Annotated in this window: 15 protein-coding genes; 7 read left to right on the top strand and 8 right to left on the bottom strand. The window is 69.5% G+C overall.

Going from position 1 to position 23315, the window contains the following annotated elements; translation table 11 throughout:
* Nucleotides 1-20: 20 nt before the first annotated feature.
* On the bottom strand, nucleotides 21-413 hold the full coding sequence (locus tag VER16_RS06040; protein WP_324806263.1) for a YchJ family protein: 393 nt from the start codon (nucleotides 411-413) through the stop codon (nucleotides 21-23).
* A gap of 82 nt (nucleotides 414-495) precedes the next feature.
* On the opposite strand from VER16_RS06040, the gene VER16_RS06035 reads away from it, so the two are divergent.
* On the top strand, nucleotides 496-1275 hold the full coding sequence (locus VER16_RS06035) for a sulfite exporter TauE/SafE family protein (RefSeq protein ID WP_324806293.1): 780 nt from the start codon (nucleotides 496-498) through the stop codon (nucleotides 1273-1275).
* A gap of 124 nt (nucleotides 1276-1399) precedes the next feature.
* Here the strand turns inward: VER16_RS06035 and VER16_RS06030 are convergent, their stop codons facing one another.
* From VER16_RS06030 to folE, 4 genes are all read right to left on the bottom strand, one after another.
* Nucleotides 1400-4780: an ATP-binding protein gene (locus VER16_RS06030; RefSeq protein ID WP_324806261.1), complete on the bottom strand. Its 3381-nt coding sequence runs from the start codon at nucleotides 4778-4780 to the stop codon at nucleotides 1400-1402.
* Between the two features lie 16 nt (nucleotides 4781-4796).
* Complete coding sequence (locus VER16_RS06025; RefSeq protein ID WP_414716025.1) at nucleotides 4797-5498, bottom strand: DUF4194 domain-containing protein; 702 nt, start codon at nucleotides 5496-5498, stop codon at nucleotides 4797-4799.
* Entirely contained in the window at nucleotides 5485-6954 is a 1470-nt protein-coding gene (locus VER16_RS06020; protein ID WP_324806260.1) for a DUF3375 domain-containing protein, read from the bottom strand. Before VER16_RS06020 ends, VER16_RS06025 begins: the two co-directional genes overlap by 14 nt.
* Nucleotides 6955-7066: 112 nt before the next feature.
* Nucleotides 7067-7678, bottom strand: a complete 612-nt coding sequence (gene folE, locus VER16_RS06015; protein ID WP_324806258.1) for a GTP cyclohydrolase I FolE — start codon at nucleotides 7676-7678, stop codon at nucleotides 7067-7069.
* A gap of 604 nt (nucleotides 7679-8282) precedes the next feature.
* On the opposite strand from folE, the gene VER16_RS06010 reads away from it, so the two are divergent.
* From VER16_RS06010 to VER16_RS05985, 6 genes are all read left to right on the top strand, one after another.
* Nucleotides 8283-8738, top strand: coding sequence for a MarR family winged helix-turn-helix transcriptional regulator (locus VER16_RS06010; RefSeq protein WP_324806256.1), 456 nt, complete (start codon nucleotides 8283-8285; stop codon nucleotides 8736-8738).
* Nucleotides 8739-8850: 112 nt separating this feature from the next.
* The gene (locus VER16_RS06005; protein WP_010487502.1) at nucleotides 8851-9060 is read left to right on the top strand and encodes a DUF1656 domain-containing protein; all 210 of its coding nucleotides are present in this window, start codon (nucleotides 8851-8853) and stop codon (nucleotides 9058-9060) included.
* Nucleotides 9057-9974: an efflux RND transporter periplasmic adaptor subunit gene (locus VER16_RS06000; RefSeq protein WP_324806253.1), complete on the top strand. Its 918-nt coding sequence runs from the start codon at nucleotides 9057-9059 to the stop codon at nucleotides 9972-9974. Before VER16_RS06005 ends, VER16_RS06000 begins: the two co-directional genes overlap by 4 nt.
* Nucleotides 9971-11440: an efflux transporter outer membrane subunit gene (locus VER16_RS05995; protein WP_324806251.1), complete on the top strand. Its 1470-nt coding sequence runs from the start codon at nucleotides 9971-9973 to the stop codon at nucleotides 11438-11440. The genes VER16_RS06000 and VER16_RS05995 overlap by 4 nt, the downstream gene beginning before the upstream one ends.
* Before the next feature lie 3 nt (nucleotides 11441-11443).
* Nucleotides 11444-13483 (top strand): FUSC family protein, encoded by a 2040-nt coding sequence (locus VER16_RS05990; protein WP_324806249.1) that lies wholly within the window; start codon nucleotides 11444-11446, stop codon nucleotides 13481-13483.
* 70 nt (nucleotides 13484-13553) lie between these two features.
* Complete coding sequence (locus VER16_RS05985; RefSeq protein ID WP_324806247.1) at nucleotides 13554-13952, top strand: hypothetical protein; 399 nt, start codon at nucleotides 13554-13556, stop codon at nucleotides 13950-13952.
* A 383-nt stretch (nucleotides 13953-14335) separates the two neighbouring features.
* On the opposite strand, the gene recD is transcribed toward VER16_RS05985, so the two are convergent.
* The 3 genes from recD to recC are packed head-to-tail and all read right to left on the bottom strand — an operon-like array spanning nucleotide 14336 to nucleotide 23177.
* Nucleotides 14336-16201 (bottom strand): exodeoxyribonuclease V subunit alpha, encoded by a 1866-nt coding sequence (recD, locus tag VER16_RS05980; RefSeq protein ID WP_324806245.1) that lies wholly within the window; start codon nucleotides 16199-16201, stop codon nucleotides 14336-14338.
* Nucleotides 16198-19836, bottom strand: coding sequence for an exodeoxyribonuclease V subunit beta (recB, locus tag VER16_RS05975; protein WP_324806243.1), 3639 nt, complete (start codon nucleotides 19834-19836; stop codon nucleotides 16198-16200). Before recB ends, recD begins: the two co-directional genes overlap by 4 nt.
* Nucleotides 19833-23177 (bottom strand): exodeoxyribonuclease V subunit gamma, encoded by a 3345-nt coding sequence (gene recC / locus VER16_RS05970; RefSeq protein ID WP_324806241.1) that lies wholly within the window; start codon nucleotides 23175-23177, stop codon nucleotides 19833-19835. The genes recB and recC overlap by 4 nt, the downstream gene beginning before the upstream one ends.
* Nucleotides 23178-23315: the final 138 nt, after the last annotated feature.

Genomic DNA, 23315 nt, shown 5'->3' with positions numbered 1-23315 from the left:
CACTGCGCCGCGGCGCCCGCTCAGACCGCGTCGAGGTAGTACCAGCAGTTGTCGATGCGCAGGAAACGACTGTGCTCGGTCATCCGCACCGCGCTGCTGCCGCCGATGCGGTAGCGGGCAGTGAAGCGGACCTCGGCGCTGTCCGGACCGGTGACAGTGTGTTCGTTCACGGACAGGCCCAGCCACTGGGTGCGCTGGCCCGGCGCCTCGTCCAGCGAAAGTTCGGCCGGGCGGGTGTCCGGGTGCCAGGTCTGGCGCAGGTAGTCGGGCAGCTGGCGCACGTAGGCGCTGTAGCGCGAACGCATCAGGCGCTCGGCATCCGGGGCGGCTTCACCAGCGTGGTAGCGGCCGCAGCAGGCGGCGTAGTCGGCGGGCAGGCCACAGGGGCAGGGATCGGCAGGGGTGCGGGTCATGCCGGTATTGTCGCGCGGGACGCAGCCAGCATCCATCGGCGATAGGCGTATGCTGTCGCCCCCCATTCAAGTGTCGATGGCCGTGCTGGAACTGGTTCCCCCTGAGTTGTGGTGGTTGGTGGTGATTGCCTTCATCGCAGGCCTGGTCGATGCGGCGGTGGGCGGCGGCGGGCTGGTGCAGCTGCCGGGCCTGTTCACGGTGCTGCCGCAGCAGACCCCGGCGATGCTGTTTGGCACCAACAAGTTCAGCTCGATGTTCGGCACCGGCGCGGCGGCCTGGCGCTATGCGCGCAATGTGCGCTTTCCGTGGAAACCGGTGCTGTTCGCAGCCGGTACGGCCTTCATCTTCTCCTTTGCCGGTGCCACGGCGGTCAGCCTGCTGCCCAAGGACGCAGTGCGCCCGCTGGTGCTGGTGCTGCTGGTGGCGATGCTGGGCTACACGCTGTGGAAGAAGGATTTCGGTGCGCTGCACCGGACGCAGGACATCGGCCGCCGCGAACTGGTGATCGCCCTGGCCATCGGTGCGGCGATCGGCTTCTACGACGGCTTCTTCGGGCCAGGCACAGGCAGCTTCCTGATCTTCCTGTTCGTGCGCTTCTTCGGCCTGGATTTCCTGCGCGCCTCGGCGGCATCGAAGGTGGTGAACCTGGCGACGAACGTGGCGGCGATTTCGTTCTTCATCCCGACCGGCAACATCCTGTGGCTGTTCGCGCTGCCGATGGCGGCGGCCAACATCTTCGGTTCGGTGGTGGGCACGCGGCTGGCGCTGAAGGGCGGCACGCCGTTCATCCGCAAGCTGTTCGTGGGGCTGGTGGTGGTGCTGATCGCGCGGATGGCGTGGGATACGTTCCGCGGGGCGTGAGGGCGCGACGCAATCCGGTAGGTGCCAACCTTGGTTGGCACGCTGTAGCCGGTCGCGCAGAGCAGCCGAGCATGGCTCGGCTCTACAGGGGATTGCCGGGCATGGCCCGGCGCTACCTGGCTGCTCAGGCCTCGGCTTCTTCCGGTTCGTTGGCCTGCTGGCGGCTGCGCTCGGGCAGCTTCAGGCGCTTGCCTTCTTCGTCGTACTCGATGAGCAGGACGCCTGAATCGTGGCGGCCGCTGATCTCGACGAAGCAGGCGCCACCGATGAACGGCTCCAGCGTCATCACCGACTTCAGCGGGGTGGCCACCACCATCTGGAAGCCGAAGTTGTCGAAGATGTTCATCGCCAGCGCGGTGAACTCGTTGTCGGCCTTGTCGAAAGCTTCGTCGAGCACGACGGCGGCATAGCTGGGCAGCTGGCTGTCGGCGCCGCCGAGCTGGTAGCGCAGCGCCGCGGCCAGGCAGGTGGTGGCCAGCTTCTGCCGCTGGCCACCGGACTTGCCGGCGCCGCTGCGGTAGATCTCGACCTGCTGGCGCGTTTCCGCGTCCAGCTCCACGCCGATGAACTCGACGTGCATGCGCACGTCCAGCACCAGCTCACGCCAGCGCTTGTCCTCGCCTTCCTGCGAACCGAGGCGGTTGACCAGCTGGCGCAGCACGGTGAACTGCGACTCGGCCAGCTCGCGCTGTTCGGTCTGCTGCTGCGACAGCACCTCGCGCAGCTGCAGGTGGAACTCGCCCACTTCCGGCAGGCGGCGGTCGCTCAGCTCGATGGTCAGCAGAGTGCCGCGGTTGAACGGCACCTGTTCCAGACTGGCGTTGACCTCGTCCAGGCGCTGGCCGATCGACTTCCGGGCCTCTGCGCTGTGGCGCTGCAGGGCCAGCAGGTTGTTCTTGCTCTGGTTCTGCAGCAGGTCGAAGAAGCGCTCTTCATGCTGCGGCAGGCCATCGCGTTCCAGGCGTTCCAGGCGGGCGAGGAAATCCTCGGCCGAGGCCACCGACACGGTGAAGTCGCCCGATTCTTCCGGCCACTGCTGGATGAAGCGGCGGAAGCAGCCCAGCAGCAGGTTCTCGACGCGGTTGACGTCCTGCTGCGAGGACGACAGCTGCTCGTTCAGTGCATTGCTGACCTGGCGCATGTGCGCTTCCAGCGTTTCCAGGCTGAGCGGGCCCTGCTCCTGCAGGCGCTCGGCCAGTCCGGCTTCCTGGTCTTCGGCCAGCGCCGGCAGCACCAGGGCACGGCTCTGCTGGCGGGCACGGTCCAGGCGGTCGCGTTCGCGCACCAGCTGGCCGCGCTCGACGCGGGTGTCTTCATAGGTGCGGCGGGCCTGCTCGATATCGGCGCGCACGGCGTCGATCTGCTGGGCCAGGCGGGCCAGGTCGGCATTGCCTTCGCGCAGGTCGCGCAGGGTGGCTTCGATGTCGGCCAGGCGCTGCTGCGGCGCGGCCACGTCGATCTCATTCCACTGGATGCCGATCAGTTCGTGGCAGGCCAGGCGGCGTTCGTTGTCGCGGTCACGCTGGCTGCGCAGGCTGGCGATATCGGTATCGCAGCTGGCGATGCGCTTGGCCAGTTCCTGCGCTTCGCGCTCGAACACCACCAGCTTGTCGCGGTTGTTGAAGCCCAGGATCCAGCGGCGGCGGTCGTTCACCGCGCTGCGGTCGTCCTTCTCGAAGCGGTCGCCCGGATGCTTGACCTGGCCTTCGCGGGTGATGCCGCGGTCAACGTTGCGCAGCTGCTTGGCATCGACGCACTCATAGTCAAAGCGCTTGCCCAGCTCGCGGCGCAGCCAGCCCTCGAAGGCGTGGTCGCGCAGTTCCAGCTTGTGCAGCAGCGAACGCGCGGACGGTTCGCGGGCGAACGCATCATCGTTGCGGCGCACGCGGTAATAGGTGAAGCGCATGCCTAGGTGGGTGCGGTTCACCCAGTCGGCAACCTCGTTGTAATGCTTGTCGTCGACCAGCAGCGACTGTGCGAAGCCACCGAGCACGCGCTCGATGGCGCCCTGCCAGTTCTGCTCTTCGCCGCGGACCTGGATGAGTTCACCAACAAAGGGCAGCGCGGCTTCGGAAATACCCGTTTCCTCGGCCAGGCGTGCGCGCAGCTTCTGCATCGGCGCGGGAATGCTGGACGGCGTGCGCTGCATCGCTTCCAGTTCGCCACGCACTTCGCCGAAGCGACGTTCGTCATCGCGCTTGCCGCCCAGCCGTTCGCTGATCGCATCGTCCAGCGCCGCCGAAGCGCGTTGGCGGTCCTGCAGTTCGTTCTGCGCGCGCTCGACCAGTTCGGAGAAGCCGTGCGCGTCTTCCGGCAGCTCGGCCTGCAGGTGGCGCGCAGCGTCGCGGGCCTGCGTCTGCTTGGCCAGGCGACGGTCGCGCTCGCTTTCGGCGCGGCCCTGTTCGCGTTCCAGTTCCTCGATGCGTTCGCCACCCTGCTGGCGGCGCTGCAGTTCCAGCTCGGCCAGGCGCTCGGTGTGGTTGTCCAGCGCCGCACGACGCTGGGATTCCTCACCCAGCAGGCCACGGTCGCGCACGTCCATCTCGCGCAGGCGTGCTTCGATCAGCAGCTGGCGGCGGCTTTCGCGGAAGCTGTCGATGCCCAGCTTGAGGGTCTCGTCATCGCCGCGCTGGCGATGCATGTCCTTCAGTTCGGTGTAGTGCGCGCGCGCCGGCAGCAGGGTTTCCACCTGGCGGCGGGCGGTGACCACCGCCTGGTGCGCGCCGTCGAGTTCGGCGAAATCGCTGACCAGGCGCTCGGCTGCATCGAAGGTGCGCGGCGTGTCCAGCATGAAGTCGCGCAGGAAGACGTTGAGGTCGCCCAGGTTCTTCGCCGACTGCGTCTTGTGCAGCAGGCGCAGCGCCATCTCGTTGTCGATGCCGAGCAGGTGGCGGAAGCGCTCGGCGTAGCCGGAGAACGTATCGAAGTGGTGGATGTCGGCCAGCTTCTGCTTCAGCTTGCGCAGGTCCAGGTCGAAGCCGCCGAGGTCCTTGGCGATGTCGAACGGGCGCTCGGCGATCATGTAGTGCTTGCGCACGTCGCCGGCCGAGGTGCCGTTGCCGGAGATCCACAGCAGGCGCACCAGGCACACCACGCGACCATCGCCGGCGCGGTATTCCAGCACCAGTGCGGTCCAGGTCGCGCCCTTGCGCAGGTACTGGGTGGCGATCTCGCCGGTGCCGCTGTCCTGCTGGTCGGCCCACGCGCCACGCACGTAGGACACCAGGTTGCGGTCGCGGCCACTGCGCTCGGCTTCACGTGCGGCGGCGTTGAAGTCGACGATGGCCGGCGGCGTCAGCAGCGCGGACATCGCATCGAGCAGGGTCGACTTGCCCGAGCCGGAACGGCCGACGAACAGGAAGCCGCGCTCGGCGATCGGTACTTCGGTCAGGCCGTTGAAGGTGCCCCAGTTGTGCACCTGCAGGCGGCGCATGCGGAACTGCTGCAGGCGCGGGTCCGGCAGGCCTTCGTTGAACAGGGCGGGAGTGTGCTTGGAAATGGCCATGCGGTGCTCGGGTCTCTCAGGCTTCGGCAGCCGGGGTTTCGCGCAGCTGGCGGTACACCGCCGAAAGCTGGGACACGTCTTCGGCGGAGAACAGCAGCTTCAGCGCCGGCGAGACTTCGTGGCGGTCTTCCTGGCCGCCCAGGCGGGTCAGGATGTGGTTGTCCTTCATCTTCTGCACAGCCGAAGCCACGCGGCGGTTGAAGCCGGCGCGGTCGGTGGACAGGTTCTTCTCGTAGATGGCCAGCGCTTCAGCCATCTCGGCATCGGCGACGACGGCGCGGTTGCCGCGCGCATCGGCCTCGGCCAGCTGCTGGCGCAGGTACAGCAGCAGCACCGAATCGATGAAGGTCAGCGGCGAGGTGCGCAGCAGCACCGGCGCGTCGACGTCTTCGGTATCGGCCTGGCGGGTGAAGGCCACGCCGCTGTCACGGTCCAGCACCAGTTCCAGGAACAGGTCGGCCAGTGCCGAGCGGATCGCGGCTTCGCTGCGGATCAGCGCCGGCCACAGCTTGGCGTGGCGCAGCTGGTCGATGCTGGGGCCGATCAGCAGCTGGCACAGCGCGCGGCGCGCATCCAGCGGCAGGCGGCCGGTATCGCCCATGTAGTAGACGTCGTTGCCACGGCGCGGCGCGGCAGCAACCGGTGCCGGTTCGGCCTCGTAGGCGTCTTCGACCAGGTCGGGCGCCGCTGCTTCGATGGGATCTTCATGCCAGCTCATGGCGTCTCTCCTGGGTGAACCAAACCAGCGGAATACGTGCGCGGCGCACCTGGCCGTCGCCGCCGCGCCATTGCGCAAGCTCCTGCTCGCCGGCAACCACGTTGCCGAAGCGCGTGCCCAGCGAGAGGTAGCCGATGACGCTGCCCAGGCCCTGCGGCGCTTCGCGCTGGGCCAGGGCTTCGGCGATGCTCAGGCGCGGCTGCGTGTCCAGCAGTTCATGCAGGTCTCGGCGCAGCGTACGGAAGTCGATTTCCGACGAGGCCACCAGGTCGCCCACGCTTTCCAGGCTGATGGCGGCCGCATCGTTGTATTCGACGTTGCCATCGACCTGCGCGCTGCGCGGGTCGTGCAGCTTCCACTGCGACCACGAGCGCAGGCGGCTGGTGGTCAGCTGCAGGTCGCGGCCGATGCTGCGCTGTGCGGGGAAATCATCGCGCAGGGCCAGGGCTTCGGACTGGGCCTGCTTCAGCAGCTGGTTGAGGCGGCGCTGTTCCAGATAGCCACGACTCTGCACGAAGCCGCGCAGGCTGCGCGCGAAGTTCTGCAGCACGTCGTGCACCTGGCCGCCGCGTTCCAGCATGGTGCTGGTGAAGCCGCGCAGGAAGTTGCGTTCGTTGCGGTCCAGGCGACGGGCGAAGCCGCGCGCGAGCACGGCCTCCAGCGCGGCGTCGAGCTGGGCGCTCTGTTCGGCGTCGTTGAGCAGGCGCCAGAATGCCTGGAAGCTGCGGCCGGCATCGCTTTCGCCGATGACATCAACGCCTTCGAACAGCTGCGACAGCACGTCGCCGCGCTCGCCTTCGTCGTCGATGATGCGTTCGCGGAAATCGCGGTTGAGCTGCTCGAAGTCATCGCGCACGCGGCGGAAGTCCTCGGTCAGTTCGTCGGCCAGGCCGATGATCTGGCGGGTACGTTCCAGCGCGCGCTTGCCGTCGAGGGCGACCACGCGGCCGGCGCCGACGCGGGCGATCTCGGCATCGATGCGGTCGCGCTCGTCGTGCAGCGCGGACAGACGCGCATCCGGATCGGCTTCGGTCTGTGCGGCCAGTGCCGAGAGCTGCTCGATGACCAGCGCCAGGCGGCTTTCGGTGGCGGCCACGCGGGCCTGCTCCAGGCTGTCGGCGAAACGGATCGCCTGCAGCGCCGGGGTCGACAGCTCGTACTGCTCCTGGTCGGCGCCTTCGGGCAGGCGGCGTTCCAGCCAGCCCTGGGCCAGCCAGTGGGCGATGTAGGCCTGGGCGGTACGCGGCAGCTCGCGCGACAGTTCGTCGCCGGCCAGCTGGTCCAGCGCGCGTTGCAGGCGCTCGTTCAGTACCGAGGAGGGCAGCGTGCGCTCGCCGTCCATCAGCAGGCCCTGCAGCAGGCCGATGATTTCCGGGGCGTGGTCGGCGGCGAGCAGCTTCCACTGGGGCTGTTCGCGCAGATGGCGGTAACGGGCAATACGTTCGCGGTGCTTCATGCAGCGAAAGGAGTCATGGACGCTGGCGGCTGCGGGCAGCCATGCACGGCCGCCGCGGGGGCAGCCGTGGACGTGCCGGCCACGCGGGGCCGGCGCGGTGCGGGCAAGCGGCTCAGCGCCTGCCGCCCACTTCGATGAAGCGCAGGAACTCGGCGCGGGTACGCGCGTCGTCGCGGAAGCTGCCCAGCATCTTCGAGGTGACCATGCTGACGCCGCGCTTGTGGATGCCACGGGTGGTCATGCATTCGTGGGCGCCTTCGACGACCACGCCGACACCGATCGGCTGCAGCACATCCTGGATGCACTGGGCGATCTGCGCGGTCATCTTTTCCTGCACCTGGAAGCGGCGCGCGTAGGCTTCGACCACGCGGGCCAGCTTGCTGATGCCCACCACCTTGCCGGCCGGCAGGTAGCCGACGTGCACGCGGCCGATGATCGGCGCCATGTGGTGTTCGCAGTGGCTTTCGTACTCGATGTCGCGCAGGACGATCAGTTCGTCGTAGCCGGCCACTTCCTCGAAGGTCCGCTCCATGTAGGCGCGCGGGTCGTCGCGGTAGCCGCTGAACCAGTCGCCATAGGCTTCGGCGACACGGCGCGGGGTATCCAGCAGGCCTTCACGGGACGGGTCCTCACCGGCCCAGCGCAGCAGGGTGCGCACGGCATCCTCGGCCTGGTCCTGGGTCACGTCGCCCTGCGGGGCGGCCTTTTCGTTGTTCATGCTCATTGCGTACAGCGTCCCGAACGGGGGGCGAGCATCGTACCCGACCGGGGGGTGGGTCGTCCTGTGGGGACGGTTCATCGGGGGTCGTCGTGGCGCCTGCCTGCTATCGGTTTGGATGGGGAAGGGCGGCAGGGCAGGACACGCCGTGAACCCATCCATGGGGGCTCGGTCGGCGCATCCATGCGCCTCACGGTCCTGCCCTGCCGCCCTTCCCCATCCCTGACAGTTTCCTGCGGGCGCGGCGAGGCCACCCGAAAGCGGTGGCAAAAGCGGGGGTTCATGGCTCCGGAAGCTCCGCGCGCCGCTGCCTTGGTAGGTGCGGACCGTTGGTCCGCACTGCTCCTGCCTTTAAAGAGCCAACCCACCGCGCTCGCGGGGTGATGGGCGGGCAGCGGGGGCCGGACGGGGCAGGACCGTCCGCGGCATGGATGCCGCGGCCGAGCCCCCAAGGACGGGTTTACGGCGTGTCCTGCCCCGTCCGGCCCCCGCTGCCCCACCGACAACCAGCAGGCGAAGCGCTTTCCTCAGTACACCGACCCACCCCCAATCACCCATTCAGCAAAAACTATTGATAGGAATGAAATTAGTAGTATCCTATCTATCTCTTATGGACCGAACCCTCGACGACCGTACCCGGCTGCAGATGCAGCTCAGCTCCGGCCTGCTCTATGCAGGACGGCAGTGGCAGCGCCTGGCCGACAGCCGGCTCGGCAGCTACGGCATCTCCACCGCCTGCACCATGCCCCTGTTGATGATCGGCCGCTCCGGCGGCGGTATCCGCCAGGTGGCGCTGGCCCAGCAGCTGGGCATGGAAGGCCCGTCTTTGGTACGCCTGCTGGACAAGCTGTGCGCCAGCGACCTGGTCCGCCGCGAAAGCGACGCCAGCGACCGCCGCGCCAACCTGCTGTGGCTGACCGACGCGGGACAGGCGCTGGTGCGTGAGCTGGAAGAACAGCTCATCGGCCTGCGCCAGGACGTGTTCGGCGAACTTTCCATGGATGAACTGCAGGCCGTGCTGAAGACATGGCGCCTGCTGGCCGAGGCGGCCGACCGCATCACGTAAGCCCGTTATCGCTGGAACACCGCCGCTGCCGTGCAGGCGCCAGCGGCTTTTGCCCGTTGTCGTTGTCCTGTGTGTTGCCCCTCCCCTCCCCCATCTCGCCCCCGCCCTACCGATGCCCGGTGAATTCAGTCTCCACGGAGTGTTCGTCCCGACCCTGCTCGGGTTGATGTTGTTGGCCTACCTGGTCAACAGCGGCCTGCACGCGCTGCTGCAGCGTGCCGGCGCCTACCGCCATGTCTGGCATCCGGCGCTGTTCAACCTGGCGCTGTACGGGATCGTGCTGGGCCTGCTGTTCCACCTCCTGCGTTGGATGCAATCGTGAACAAGATCGTGAAGAAGACACTTCCCATACTGCTGACCAGCGCGGCGGTGATCGTGGCCCTGCTGGTCCTGCGCCAGCTCTGGGTCTATTACATGGACGAGCCGTGGACCCGCGACGCCCATGTCGGCGCCGACGTGGTGCAGGTGGCCCCCGATGTGTCCGGCCTGGTGGAATCGGTGAACGTGGCCGACAACCAGGCGGTGAAGAAGGGCGACGTGCTGTTCGTGATCGACCGCGCGCGCTACCGCATCGCGCTGGAACAGGCCAAGGCCAGCCTGGCCGAACGCCAGGCCTCGGTGGCGCAGCTGCGCCGTGAGATCGGCCGCGACCGCAGCCTGCAGGACCTGGTGGCCGCCGAGGACGCCGAAGTGCGCCGGGCCAAGCTGCAGGCCGCGCAGGCATCGCTGGCCACCGCCCAGGCAGCGGTCGACCTGGCTGATCTGAACCTGGCCCGCACCGAAGTGCACGCACCGGCCGACGGCCGGGTCAACGACCGCACCATGCGCGCGGGCGACTACGTGGTGGCCGGCAAGCCGGTGCTGGCGCTGCTGGATACCGGTTCGTTCCGCATCGATGGCTATTTCGAGGAAACCCGCCTGCGCGGCGTGGCACCCGGGCAGGCCGTGGACATCCGCCTGATGGGCGAATCGACCGCGCTGCGCGGCCACGTCGAAAGCATCGCCGCCGGCATCGAGGACCGCTACCGCAGCAACGGCAGCACCCTGCTGCCGAACGTGACCCCGGCCTTCGACTGGGTGCGGCTGGCGCAGCGCATCCCGGTGCGCATCGCCATTGATGACGTGCCCCAGGGCGTGGAACTGATCGCCGGCCGTACCGCCACGGTGACCGTCGAAACCAACAGCAGGAAGCACGCAGACAAGGCCGGCACCGCGCCGACACAGGCGGGCCTGTGAACACCACCTTGCCCCGTCTCGGCCTGATCGTTGCGCTGGCCAGCCTGGCGGCCTGCAGGACCGTCGGCCCGGATTACGCCCTGCCGGAAGGCTCGGCGTTCAAGCGTCCGCAGGCCAACGCCGCCTTCATCGACACCCAGAACCCGGACGTGGCTGCCAACCAGGCGCTGCCCGACCGCTGGTGGTCGCTGTACAACGATCCGGTGCTGGATGGCCTGATCACCCAAGCGCTGCGTGACAACGTGGAGCTGAAGGCCGCCGATGCGCACCTGCGCCGCGCCGCCGCCGTGTACGAACAGGCGATGGATGCCGGTGGCTTTGAGTACGAAGCCGAAGCCGGGGTCAGCCGCGCGCAGCTGTCGGCCGAAGCGTTCCTGCAGGAACACGAGCTGCCGGTGATCAACCTGGCTGATGGCAAGTTCGCGGTCAGCTACCAGTTCGACCTGTTCGGCAAGCTCAAGCGGGGTGCCGAAGCCGCCCGCGCGGACGAGCAGTCGGTGGCCGCCGCACGTGACCTGGCGCAGGTGAGCGTGGTGGCCGAAGTGGCCGACAGCTATCTGGAAATCTGCCACGCCAACCACGAACTGCATGTGGCCGAGCATTCCCTGCAGCTGCAGCAGCGCAGCCGCTCGGTGACCCAGCGCCTGATCAATGCCGGCCGTGGCACGCCGCCGGAACTGGCCCGCGCCAACGCACAGGTGGCCCTGCTGGAAGCGGCACTGCCGCCGCTGCGCGCGCAGCGTTCGGCGGCTGCCTATTCGCTGGCCGCGCTGCTGGGGCAGACCCCCGGCCAGCTGCCGGCCGGCGTGATCGACTGCGCCGACGCGCCGCGCCTGGCCCAGCCGCTGCCGGTCGGTGATGGCCGCGCCCTGCTGCAGCGTCGCCCCGACATCCGCCAGGCCGAGCGCAAGCTGGCCTCGGCCACCGCGCGGATTGGTGTGGCTACCGCCGAGCTGTACCCGGACATCCGCCTGGGCGCCTCGCTCGGTGCCGCCGGCCTGCTGGAGGACTTCGGTACGCCGATGACCCAGCAGTGGTCGATCGGCCCGCTGATCTCCTGGACGCTGCCGTCCTCGGGCACCCACGCGCGCATCCACGCCGCCGAGGCCGGTGCCGATGCTGCGCTGGCCGAGTTCGACCATGCCGTGCTGCAGGCCCTGCGCGAGACGCAGACCGCACTGGACCGCTACGCGCAGGACCTGCGCCGCCTGCAGTCGCTGCGCGAAGCCCAGCAGCAGGCCGCACTGGCCGCCGAGCAGAACCGCCGCCTGTACCAGGGCGGACGCACGCCCTACCTGTCCAGCCTGGATGCCGACCGCAGCCTGGCCACCAGCGATGCCACCCTGGCCGCAGCCGAGGCGCAGGTGTCGCGTGACCAGATCCACCTGTTCCTGGTGCTGGGCGGTGGCTGGCAGACGACGGTGGCCCCGGCCGCCCCCGCCACCGCACAGGCCACGGCAAAGTAAGCGATGAACGCGCTGACCGACCGCCAGGCCTGGCTGTTCACGATCAAGACCTACCTGGCCGCCGTGGCCGCGCTGTACATCGCCATGGCCGGCAACCTGTCGCGCCCGTACTGGGCGATGGGCACGGTGTACATCGTCAGCCAGCCGCTGCTGGGCCCGACCCGGGCCAAGGGCGTGTACCGCATCGTCGGCACCCTGGTGGCCGGCCTGGCCACCCTGCTGGTGCTGCCGGCGCTGGTGGAAACCCCGATGATTCTGAGCGCGGCGATGTCGGTGTGGCTGGCCGCCTGCCTGTTCCTGGCCCTGCTCAACCGCGGCCCACGCGGCTACGCGTTCCTGCTGGCCGGTTACACCACCGCCTTCATCGGCTTCCCGGCGGTGACCTCGCCGGAAACCATCTTCGATACGGTGGTGGCGCGCAGCGAGGAAATCATCCTCGGCACGGTGGTGGCGGTGCTGGCGGCATCGCTGCTGTTCCCGGCCTCGGTGCAGCCGATGCTGCGCACCCGCATCGGCAACTGGATGGAGGATGCCGCACAGTGGTGCCGGCAGATCCTCGAGCGTGGCCGCGCCCATGCCCCGCGCAACCGGCTGGCCGCCGACCTGGTGCAGTTCGAGGCGCTCATCGAGTTCCTGCGCCGCGATGATCCGCGCCATGCGGGTTCTGCGATTTCGATGGAGCGCCTGCGCGAACGCATGCTGCTGCTGTTGCCGGTGCTTTCTTCGATTGCCGACCGCCTGAGCGCGCTGCGCAGCGAGGGGCAGACGCTGCCGGAGGGCCTGCCGGCGCTGGTCGATGACATCCACGACTGGATCGATACGCCTGCCAGTGCCAGCGACTACGCCCGCCTGCGCGCGCGCATAAGTGCCCTGAAGCCGCAGGTGGACAGTGACCTGCAGCACCTGCAGCTGGCCAGCCTGCTGCTGCGCCTGGAGGAGCTGGTGGACCTGTGGCAGGACTGCCGCACCCTGCAGCACGCGATCGACCACGGCACCGCGCCGCTGGATCGCGCGCACTACCGTATCCGTACCGAGCGCGTGGCCACCGACAAGCATGTGGACTACGGCATGGCGCTGTTCTCCGCGCTCAGCGCCGGCGTGGCGCTGATGAGCTACTGCGTGCTGTGGATCGGCCTGGGTTGGGAAGGCGGCGGCAACGGCGCGATGATGGCGGCGGTGACGGCCGCGTTCTTTGCCGCGCAGGACGACCCGGCGCCGAGCATGGTCTCGTTCCTGGTCTGGGCCATCGTCGCTTCGCTGGTGGCCGGCGTGTATCTGTTCGGCGTGTTCCCGGCCGTGCATGACTTCGGCCTGCTGGCGCTGGTGCTGGCGGTGGCGTTCCTGCCGCTGGGCCTGCTGCTGCACCACCCCAAGAGCGCGCTGTTCGCGCTGCCGCTGACGGTGAACCTGGCGGCGCTGCTGAGCCTGCAGAACACCTACAGCGCCAACATCCAGAGCTTCCTCAACTCGTCCATCGCGATGTTCATCGGCATTGGCTTCGCGGTGGTGATGACCCGCCTGTTCCGTTCGGTGGGTGCCGAGTGGACGGCGCGCCGCTTGGTGCGCCAGGGCTGGACCACGCTGGCCGAGGCCGCCGAAGGGCGCGGCCAGCAGGATCGCCAGCGCTTCGCCGCACGCATGCTCGACCTGCTGGGCCTGCTCGCGCCGCGCCTGGCGGCGACGCCGGAAGGCAGCGACATCGCCTCGGTGGACATGCTCAACGAGGCCCGCATCGGCCTGAACATCCTGCAGCTGCGCCGTGCCCGCCTGGAGCTGCCCGAACGCAGCCGCGAGGCGGTCGAACACATCCTGGAAGAAATCGCCGCGCACTACCGTCGGCAGATTGCCGCACGCCGCCCGATTGCCGCGGCCGAAGCACTGCGCGAGCGTTTGGACACCTCGTTGGGCCGGGTGGGCAGCGTAGGCGCCTGCAAGGCACGCGATGAGGCGCTGATGGGCCTGATCGGCCTGCGCTTCGCGCTGTTCCCCGAGGCGAAGGCGTTGGCACGGGGGTTGGCGGACGCCGCCGCGCCGTCCGTGTGATGCGATGATTGCCGTTCGGTAGCGCCGGGCCGTGCCCGGCGGCCTTTCGCCCCGACAACAGGAAGCTTCAATGAGTTACGACATGATGGTGTTTGAGGCCAGTGCTGCACCACGCGACGCTGCGGCCTTCATCGCCTGGTTCGAGAAGCAGGCGCAGTGGGGCGAGAACCACGAGTACGACGATCCGGCGGTGAGCAGCCCGGCGCTGCAGGCATGGTTTGCGGAGATGGCGCAGGACTTCCCACCGATGAACGGGCCGCTGAGCAACGACGATGACGACCGTCCCGAAGTGACTGACTACAGCATCGGCCGCCAGGTGATCTACGGGGCGTTCGCGTATTCGGTGGCCGAGCGCGCGCACGGCCGCGTGCAGGACCTGGCCGAGAAGCATGGCGTGGGGTTCTTCGACCTGAGTGCGGATGAAGCGGCGATCGTGTTTCCGGATGGACTGGTGTTGATCGCGGAATGAAGGGGGCGGCAGGGCTGCGCCCTGCACCTGCTCGATGCAACGTCAACGTCAACGTCAAAAGCTGGCTATCCGTGGGATGGCGGGGGGGGGGGCCGGCTGCGGGGGACGCTGCAAGTACGTCCATGTAAGCTCGGTCGCCGCATCCATGCGGCTCACGCCCCCGCAACCGGACCCACCCCGCCTTCGACAATTTCCTGCGGTCTGTTGGATCGGCGTTCTGCTTTGGTGGGCGCCGACCGTTGGTCGGCACGGTAGATCCATTGCAGTAGATCCACGCCATGCGTGGATGCTCTTGTGGAGTCGAGCCATGCTCGACTGCGGACCTCGCACGAACTGCAACCGAGCATGGCTCGGCTCTACAGGGGCGCATCAGCGCGATGGGCTCAGAGCCCGTTGCCGTCGGGAAAAGGATCCGACCCCGCTTCGGCACCCAACCGCCACGCCAGGCCACCCAACCGGCTCGCGTGCCGCTTCAACGCGGCCACCAGCACCTCTTCGCTGCCGGCCACATGCAGGCGCTGGCGGGCGCGGGTGAGGCCGGTGTAGACCAGTTCGCGCGACAGCACGCGGCTGTCCTGCCGCGGCAGCTGCAGCCACACTTCATCGAACTCCGAGCCCTGTGCCTTGTGCACGGTCATCGCGAAGGCGCTCTCGTGTGCGGGCAGCGCAGCCGGGTGGAACGCGCGGGGCTGTTCGGCGGTATCGCCGGGGAACCAGGCCACCATCGCGCCGCTGGCATCGCGCAGGCAGATGCCGATGTCACCGTTGAACAGGCGATGGCGGTAGCTGTTTTCGGTCACCAGCAGCAGGCGGCCCTGGAAGTAGCCGGGGGTGTTGCCGGCCAGCAGCTGTTCGATGCGGCTGTTGAGCCCGCGCGCGCCCTGCGGGCCTTCGCGCAGGGCGGTCAGCACGCGCAGGCGACCGGCCTGCTGCAGCGCGCGGCCCGGGTCTTCAGCCTCGGCCAGCGCGCGCCAGTGCGAGAGCAGGTGTTCGCGCTGGCCACGCAGCGGGTCGGCATCATTCTCGTGGAAACTGACACCGGACAGGCTGCCGCTGCGCAGCAGGGCCAGCGCGGTGCCGCTGTCACCTTCGCGCACCGCCTGGGCCAATGGCGCCAGCTGCAGGGCATCGCTCTGCCGGTAGCCGCGCTGCAGCTGCACGCGACGGCCGGCGAAGGCGCGTGGCACGGCCTGCGGCTGCAGGGTCGACGCCGCCAGCAGCCCATGCAGGGCCTGCGCATCATCGGCGCGGGTGCCGCTGCCATCGCCGCTGGCGCGCAGGATGGCGCTGAGCACGTCGCCCGCTTCCACCGAGGGCAGCTGGTCCGGATCGCCCAGCAGGATCAGCCGCGTGCCGCTGGCGATGGCATCGACCAGCTTGGCCATCAGCGGCAGGTCGATCATCGAGGCTTCGTCCACCACCACCACGTCCACCGGCAACGGGTTGTCGGCGTGGTGGCGGAAGCGCGGTGAATCGGGAATGACCCCGAGCAGGCGATGCAGGGTGGTGCCGGTGCTCGGCAGCGCCGCGCACAGCGCCGGGTCCAGGCCTTCTTCCTGCAGGCGCTGCACGGCCAGGCGCAGGCTTTCGGCCATGCGCTCGGCGGCACGCCCGGTCGGTGCCGCCAGCGCAACCTGCGGCAGCGGCTGGCCGGCATGCAGGGCCTGCGCGGCCAGCAGCAGCAACAGGCGGGCGATGGTGGTGGTCTTGCCGGTACCCGGGCCGCCAGTGACCAGCGCCAACGGGTGGCGCAAGGTCACCCTGGCCGCCCGGGCCTGGTGGTCTTCCTGGCTGGCGGCAGCAGGGAACAGGCGCGCGAACAACGGCGCCAGCGCCGCCATGTCCGGCGCCGGCAACGGGTGCCGGCCGATGCGCTGCAGGCCGGAGGCCAGCTGCCGCTCGTATTCGCGGTAACGGCGCAGGTACAGCAGCCCGTTCTCCAGCACCAGCGGTGCCTCATCGGCGGCCGCCTCGGGATCCTCCGGCTGCGCCACCCACGGCGACGCCTGCAGCTGGGCCAGCCACTGCGCGGGTGCGGGCCAGGCCTGGAAGCCTTCCAGCAGACGCTGCGGCTGCGCCGGATCGAAGGCGGCATGGCCCTGCGACACCGCCAGCGATGCCAGCGCCGCGGCAACGGCCACGCCATCGGGGGTGTCGGCGCGCAGGCGCAGCAGGCTGATGGCCAGGGCATGGTCGAGGGTGCGCAGGTGGCCACCGCGGTACAGCTGCTGCAGCAGGGTCTCGCTCATGCGCTGGCTCCAAGGGCACGCGCGACCAGGTCGGCATGGGCGGCGTCGCCCCCGGCGAACAGCGCGTCCAGTCCATCCACCAGCTCTGGCGCGAAGTGGTCCACGTGCACGCCATTGCCGTTGCCATCCAGGCCACGGCAGAACAGGTAGCGGATGCCGCCCATGTCCTGCGCGTAATCGTAGGCACGGCCCAAGCGGAAGCGCAGCCAGCGGTGCAGGGCCACGGTGTAGATCAGCGCCTGCAGGTCGTACTCGCTGTGGCGCATGGCGATCTGCAGCAGGTCCGGGCTGTAGCCCGGCAGGCGGTTGGATTTGTAGTCGAGCACGTACCAACGCCCATCGCGCACGTAAGTGAGGTCGATCTTGCCGGTCATCAGCCCTTCCAGCCGGCGGCGCAGGCCGAAGCCACGCCGCGCGCTGGAAATGCCGTGCGCGTGCAGCAGCTGCAGCAGCGCGGGCACGGCGGTCGGTTCGATGGCGAAGTGGAATTCGATTTCAGCACGGCGCTCGCCCTCGCCCAGGCTGTGCAGGGCACCGCCCTCGGGCAGCGCGACCGTGAGCGTGTGACCGACCAGCGGCACCAGCACCGCCACGCCATCATCCAGGTCCGCGTCGGCGTAGCCTTCGTCGTGCAGCGCCTTGCGCAGCAGGTCGGCCTGCCCTTCGGGCGCCGGCTGTTCGGCTGTCCAGCCGCCCCAGGCGGCGAAATCAACGTTTTCCAGCGCCTCGTGCAGGACGTTGCCGAAGCGGCTGCCCATGAAACGCGGATCCAACGGTGCGGCGTCGACAGCTGCGGGCTCGGGCAGGGCCGGTTCCAGCGGCAGTTCCGCACCCGCCGGTTCGTCGGCGGCCGGTGCCGGCAGTTCGGTCGCCGCCGCTTCGACGTCGTCACCGGCATCGGCATGCGCCAGCTGGGTGAAGCTGTACACCCACCAGTCGTGTGGTACGCGCCGGGTCAGGCTGCGCACGGCCGGCAGTTCGCCATCCTGTTCGACCGGCAGCTGCGGCAGCCGCAGCACCTGCTCGCTGTCGTCGATATGCACATCGGTGTGCGCGCGCAGCGCCTGCAGGTCACCCAGCAGCGGCGCCAGGCGGGTCCTGCCGAGCCCGGCGAGATCGCCGATGGCGATCCACAGCGCATGCTCGGCGCGGGTCAGACCCACGTACAGCAGGCGCGCATCCTCGGCGCGCTGCTCGCGTTCGCGCTGGCCGCTGGCCGCTTCCCAGGCCTCGTCCTTGTCCAGCTTCCAATGCAGCTGGCGCTCGCCGTCCACGTGCACGGTGCAGTGCGCGGCGGTATTGGGTGCGCCACCATCGATGCCGACGAACGGCAGGTAGACCAGCGGGTATTCCAGGCCCTTGCTCTTGTGCAGGGTGATGATCTGCACGCGCCGCGCGTCCGATTCCAGGCGCAGCAGCTGCTGCTCGTCGTTCTGGTCGGCATTGGCCATCTGCCCCTGCAGCCAGTCCAGCAGGCCATGCATGCCCAGCGCCTGCGCGGAGGCTTCCTGCAGCAGTTCGCCCAGCTGCAGGTAGTTGGTCAGCCGGCGCTCGCCATCGATCAGCGCCAGCAGGCGTTCGCCCTGTGCGGCGCAGACATCGGCCACCACCGCGAACGGGCCACCGCGCTGCCAGCGCTCGCGCCAGTGCAGCAGCTGCGCCTGGAACGCGCGCTGCAGGTCGCCCTCGCGTTCCATGTTGGCGATGGCACTGGCCCGCTGGCCGAGCAGCACCGTCGCCAGCGCCGCGCGCAGGCGGCCTTCATCCGCCGGTTGCAGCAGGGCCAGCAGCAGCGTGCGCAGGTCGCGTGCCTCGCTGGTGGAAAACAGGCTCTGCTTGCCCGCCGCCACCGCCGGAATGCCCACCGCCGCCAGCGCGCGCTGCACCAGCGTCGCCTCGCGGTGGGAACGCACCAGCACGGCGATGTCACCGGGCTGCACCGGGCGGCCGCGCAGGACGGCGGTACCGGCACGCGCATCCAGCAGGGTCTGGTGGATGGCGGCCACGCAGGCCTGGGTCGCGGCGGCACGCGAGGCGTCGGCGCTCATCGCCTTGTCGCCTTCGCTGCGCAGCACGCGCAGGGTCAGTGCCGGGGCCGCGGCACCGTCGCGCAGGTAGTCTTCATCCGTACGCACGCCACCGGGGCGGACCGGCTCGAAGCCGATGCCCGCTTCCAGGAAGGCGTCTTCGCCACCGTTGTCGTACAGCGCCTGCAGCGCGCGCAGCACCGACGGTCGCGAGCGGAAGTTCTGGTCCAGCGGCGGTGCCGGCCGCGCGGCCTGCTTGGCCTTCAGGTAGGTGTGGATATCACCGCCACGGAAGCCGTAGATCGCCTGCTTCGGGTCACCGATCAGGAACAGCGCCGGTGGCAGGCCCAGCGCCTGCACCTCCGGCGAATCGCCGAACACGGTGTGGAAGATGCCCCACTGGCGATCGTCCGTGTCCTGGAACTCGTCGACCAGAGCGATGCGGTACTGCAGGCGCAGCTTGCGCACCAGCTCCAACCGCTGCTGGCCCTCCAGCGCCTGCGCCACGCCGTCGATCAGGTCGTCGTAGGTCTGCACCCGGCGCGTGCGCTTGAGCATGGCCAGCCGCTGAGTGGCTTCCTCGCGCAGGCTGTGCAGGAAGTTCAGCGCGGCCGCGCGCAGCCATTGTTCGCGCTGGGCCAGCAGCGCCACGTAGCGCTGCAGCGGTGCCTGCAGCGGCGAGGACGGGGTGCGGTCGACGAACTTCTTGTTGGTCTTGGCCACCAGCGCATCGGCCAGCAGCGCCGGCAGGCGGTCGCTGCTCAGCAGCTCGCCGGCATCGTCGCGCGCGGCCCAGGCCAGCAGCTGCCGGCCCAGCGGGTGCAGCCAGCCCAGCTTGTAGGAAACGCCGTTGATCCACTTGTTGTCGACCGCCTCGCACAGATCGAGGAAGAACCGTTCCCCATGCTCGCGCACTGCCAGCGACAGGTCGGCTGCGGCGGCCTGCAGGGCCGGGCGCGGATCTTCCACCGCCAGCGGCTGCGGGCGCGGGTACAGCGGCGGCGAAGCCAGCAGCGCGCGCAGGTCCGAGGCCAGCGCATCGGGGTTCGACCACAGCCAGAGCAGCGGCTCCAGCGTGGCCGGGTCGTTGGCGTGCACGCGCCACAGGTCGGCGGCCAGTTCCTCCAGCAGCTCGCGGTCACTGGCCAGCAGTTCCGGCGGATCGAAGGTATGCCCGCTTTCCAGCGCATGTTCGCGCAGCACGCGGGTGCAGAAGCCATGGATGGTGAAGATCGAGGCCAGGTCGATCTCGTCGGCGGCCACCTGCAGGCGGCGCTTCAGCGCGGCAGCGCTTTCCCTACCCTCGTCGAGGTGACGCTGCAGCACCTGCCGGGTCAGCAGCGCATCGGGCGCCTCGTCGTCGGCCGGCGGCAGATCGACCAGGCGCGCAGCCAGGGCCAGGCGCTCGCGGATGCGCTTGCGCAGCTCCTGGGTGGCGGCATCGGTGAAGGTCACCGCCAGGATCTGGCCGATGCGCAGGCCCTGTTCCACCACCAGGCGGGTGAACAGCGTGGCCAGGGTGAAGGTCTTGCCGGTACCGGCGCTGGCCTCGATCAGGCCGATGCCCTGCAGCGGCAGCAGCAGGTAGGGATCCACGGGGGTGCTCATGCGTCGGCCTCCTTGCCGGTGCCACCCGGGCCACGCCCGTCGCGCACCGCGCCGAATACCACCTGGCTGTTGCGCAGCAGGTCAGCGTAACTGTCGTCATCGGCGAAGGGATCGGCGCCGCGCAGCAGCAGCTGCCAGGCATCGCTGTTGGCTTCGCCCCAGCTGCGGTCGCTGCCGTGCCACTGCTTCCAGCCTTCGCTGCGTTGTTTTTCCACCGGCGCGGTGAACAGCACCCAGCCGGTATACGGCGCGAAGCGCAGCGGCTCGCGCAGGCCGCGCTGGCGCAGCTGCAGCAGCGCGCGCAGGGCACTACGTGCGGCCGCCGCGCCCGGTGCAGGGTGGATGTGCGGGCCTGGGCCGGCATCACCGCCATCGTGGAACTGCACCAGCGGCAGCGCATCGCCGGCCGCATTGGCCAGCAGCCAGTCCAGGCCCTGGCGGATCACCGCGTTGCCGTTGAGCGTACCGGCACGCAGGCGCACCAGGCCTTCGGGATGGCGATCGGCCACGCGGCCGTGCAGGCGCACGCCGTCGATCTCCACCTCGTAACGGCGGCTTTCCAGCGGTTGCCCCTGCATCCAGCCCAGCATCGCGCTGGCGTAGGGGCGGGTCTTGAGTTGTTCGGCCTCGAACTGGCGCTCGCCCAGCGCACCGGACGGCAGCAGGCCACGGGCGCGCAGGCGCGGGTACAGCGGCTCGGCATCGCCGCTGATGGTGGCGCGCACCACCGCGGCCTGCACGCTGCGCTTTTCCGGTCCGCGCGAAGACAGTACCAGCGGTTCCAGGTCGTCCACCTCCTCCACATCGTCGGCCAGGCGCAGGCCCAGCGCCTGGGCCAGGAACTGCCCGGCGGGGTCGCACAGAAAGCGGCGCAACGTATCGAGGGCTACTTCGTCTTCCACGGCGTCATCCAGCGGTGGCGGCAGTGCGGCGTCGAACCACGGCTGCAGCCCGCCGCGCTGGCCGGCCATGCGCCCGGCGGCCGGGTGCCACTGGCGGCGGTAGCTGAAGCGGCGCGGGTCGCCCTCGCCGAACGCGGCCGGAGAGAACGGCTGCAGCGCGTGGCGCACGGTGAACGCACGCTTGGCGGCCTCCGGCGCCTGGTGGTACTCGGCGGCGGCGTCGATCAGCTCGCTGACCAGCACCGAGGGTTCGCGCACGCTGCCATCGCGCGGGTCGGCGCCGAGATAGCTCAGGTAGAACACGTCCTGCGCGGCGGCAAACAGCTGCAGGAACAGGAAGCGGTCATCCTCGCGGGTGGAGCGGTCGCCCGGGCGGCGGCGCGGCGTGTCCAGCTCGGCGGTCAGCTGGTTCAGGCCGGCGGCCGGGTCGCGGCGCGGGAAATCGCCATCGTTGAGGCCCAGCACGCAGATCACCCGGAACGGCAGCAGGCGCATCGGCACCATGCGGCCGAAGCTGATGCCGCCGGTCAGCAGCGGCGCACGCGTATCGGCTTCGGACAGCGCGCCGGCAAAGTGCGCACGCACCACCTCCGGCGGTACGCCATCCTCGAAGCCGGCCTTGCGCGCATCGTCGGCGAACTGGTTGAGCAGCTTGCGCAGGCGCTCCAGCGCGCGCTGGCTGTTGGGCGAACTGGGTGCCTCCGGCAGCAGCGCATCGAGCAGGGACAGCAGGCGCTGCCGCCACTGGGCCGGGGTCAGGGTCTCGCCGAGGCGACGCTGGTACAGCGCCAGCACGCGCAGCAGGCGCAGCAGCCGGTCCAGGGCGTCCAGCGCGCCGCCTTCCAGCTCGATCCACGGCGCGACACCGGCCAGATCGACATCGCTGCCCGTGGCATGGCCCAGCAGCAGGCGGTCCAGCGCGAACTGCCAGGTGTAGGCGTCGTCGCGCGGTGCCTGCAGCTGGCCGCGATGGTTGGCGTCGATGCCCCAGCGCGCGCCGGCCTGCTGCAGCCAGCCATGCAGGCGGTCGAAGTCCACCGCCTCCAGCCCGGCCGCCTCGGCCAGCGGTGCGCTGGCCAGCAGGTCGAGGATCTCGTTCAGGCCGAACCGCGATACCGGCAGCGACAGCAGGTGCACGAACACATCGGCCAGCGGCTCGCCCGCCAGCGGGCTGCTGTCGGCCAGCGCATAGGGAATGTGTTCCTCGTCGCCGCCACGGCCGCCGAACACGGCTTCCAGGTACGGCACGTAGGGATCGATGTCCGGTGCCAGCACCGCGATCTCGCGGGCCTGCAGCGGTGGATCGAAGCGCGCGTCCTGCAGCAGGCTGCGCAGCTGGTCATGCAGCACCTGCAGTTCGCGCAGGCGGGTGTGGCAGGCATGCACCTGCAGGCTGGGGTCATCGCTGCGTGGTTCCTCGCGCAGCTCGCCCGAGGGCAGTGCGCGGCGGTGGAACAGGTCGCGCTGCAGGCGGTGCAGCAGGCTGTCGGCCAGGCCGCCCTCGGCCAGGGTCGGTCGGGTGTCCTCCTCGGGATCGGAGTACGCGGCGATCTCGCCGGCCGGATGCACCACTTCGTAACTGCCCAGCACGGCCATCAAGTCGCGGCCCGCCGCGCCCCAGGCTTCCAGCAGGCGGTTCTCGCCGGCGGCCTCGCCAAAGGGATCGGGTGCGCCGCTGCGCAGGCGCTCGGCCAGGGTCTGCAGGTCGCCCCAGTAGGATTGCACCGGGGTCGGCATATAGAAGTGCAGCTCGCCGACCCGGGCCTGGGTGGCCATCACCCGCAGCACGTCGGGCGAGATGTTCAGCGTGGCGAACGCCGACAGGCGCGGCGGCAGGCCCTGTGGGAGCGGCTTGTCCGGGCCCTCGAAACGGTCGAGGTAGTCCTGGATGCGGCGCGCGCGGTAGCCACGATCCGTGGCAATGGCCCGCCACAGGATCGCCTGCGGGTCGGCCGGCTCGGCGCCGGCATCCCAGCGAAGCAGCCAGTCACGGCGCCAGGCCTGGTACTTTTCGAACACCGAGGCCAGTTCACCGGCCAGCGCCCACGGCTTCAGGGCATCGCCACCGGCAAGATAGGCCTGCAGCGCACGCATCGGTGGCTGCGCCAGCAGCACGGGGTCGCGCAGCGCCTGGTACAGCTTCCAGTGCAGGCCGGCGGCATCGAGATCGTCGGCTTCGCCTTCGACATTGGCATTGAGCGCCCGCGCGACGAACTCACCGGGGGTGAGGAATTCGAGGTTGGCCGCCACACCGTATTCGGCCGCCAGTGTTGCCTGCAGCCAGCGCCGCATCGCCACCTGCGGGATCAGTACCACCTCCGGTGCCAGCAGTGGCTGCCCCGGCACCGGGGCGCGCACGTTGCGGGCCAGCAGCGCGGCCAGCACGTCCAGGGAATTGGAATGGTAGAGGCGGAAGTCGCTGGACGGGTCGGTCATCATGCACAGTGTGTGCAGTACGCCTGCCAGTATTCAATGGTGACGGACGTCACTGGGGGACGCAGCCAGCGCCGCGATGGATTGTTCCGGCGCCCCCGGCAATTATCCCGGCCTGCCAACGGCTGCAACGTGCCACAATAC

It is taken from the genome of Stenotrophomonas sp. (assembly GCF_035634915.1).
Classification (GTDB): Bacteria; Pseudomonadota; Gammaproteobacteria; order Xanthomonadales; family Xanthomonadaceae; genus Stenotrophomonas.
The sequence above is the reverse complement of the archived record's forward strand: the minus strand, read 5'-3'. Positions and strand labels throughout refer to the sequence as shown.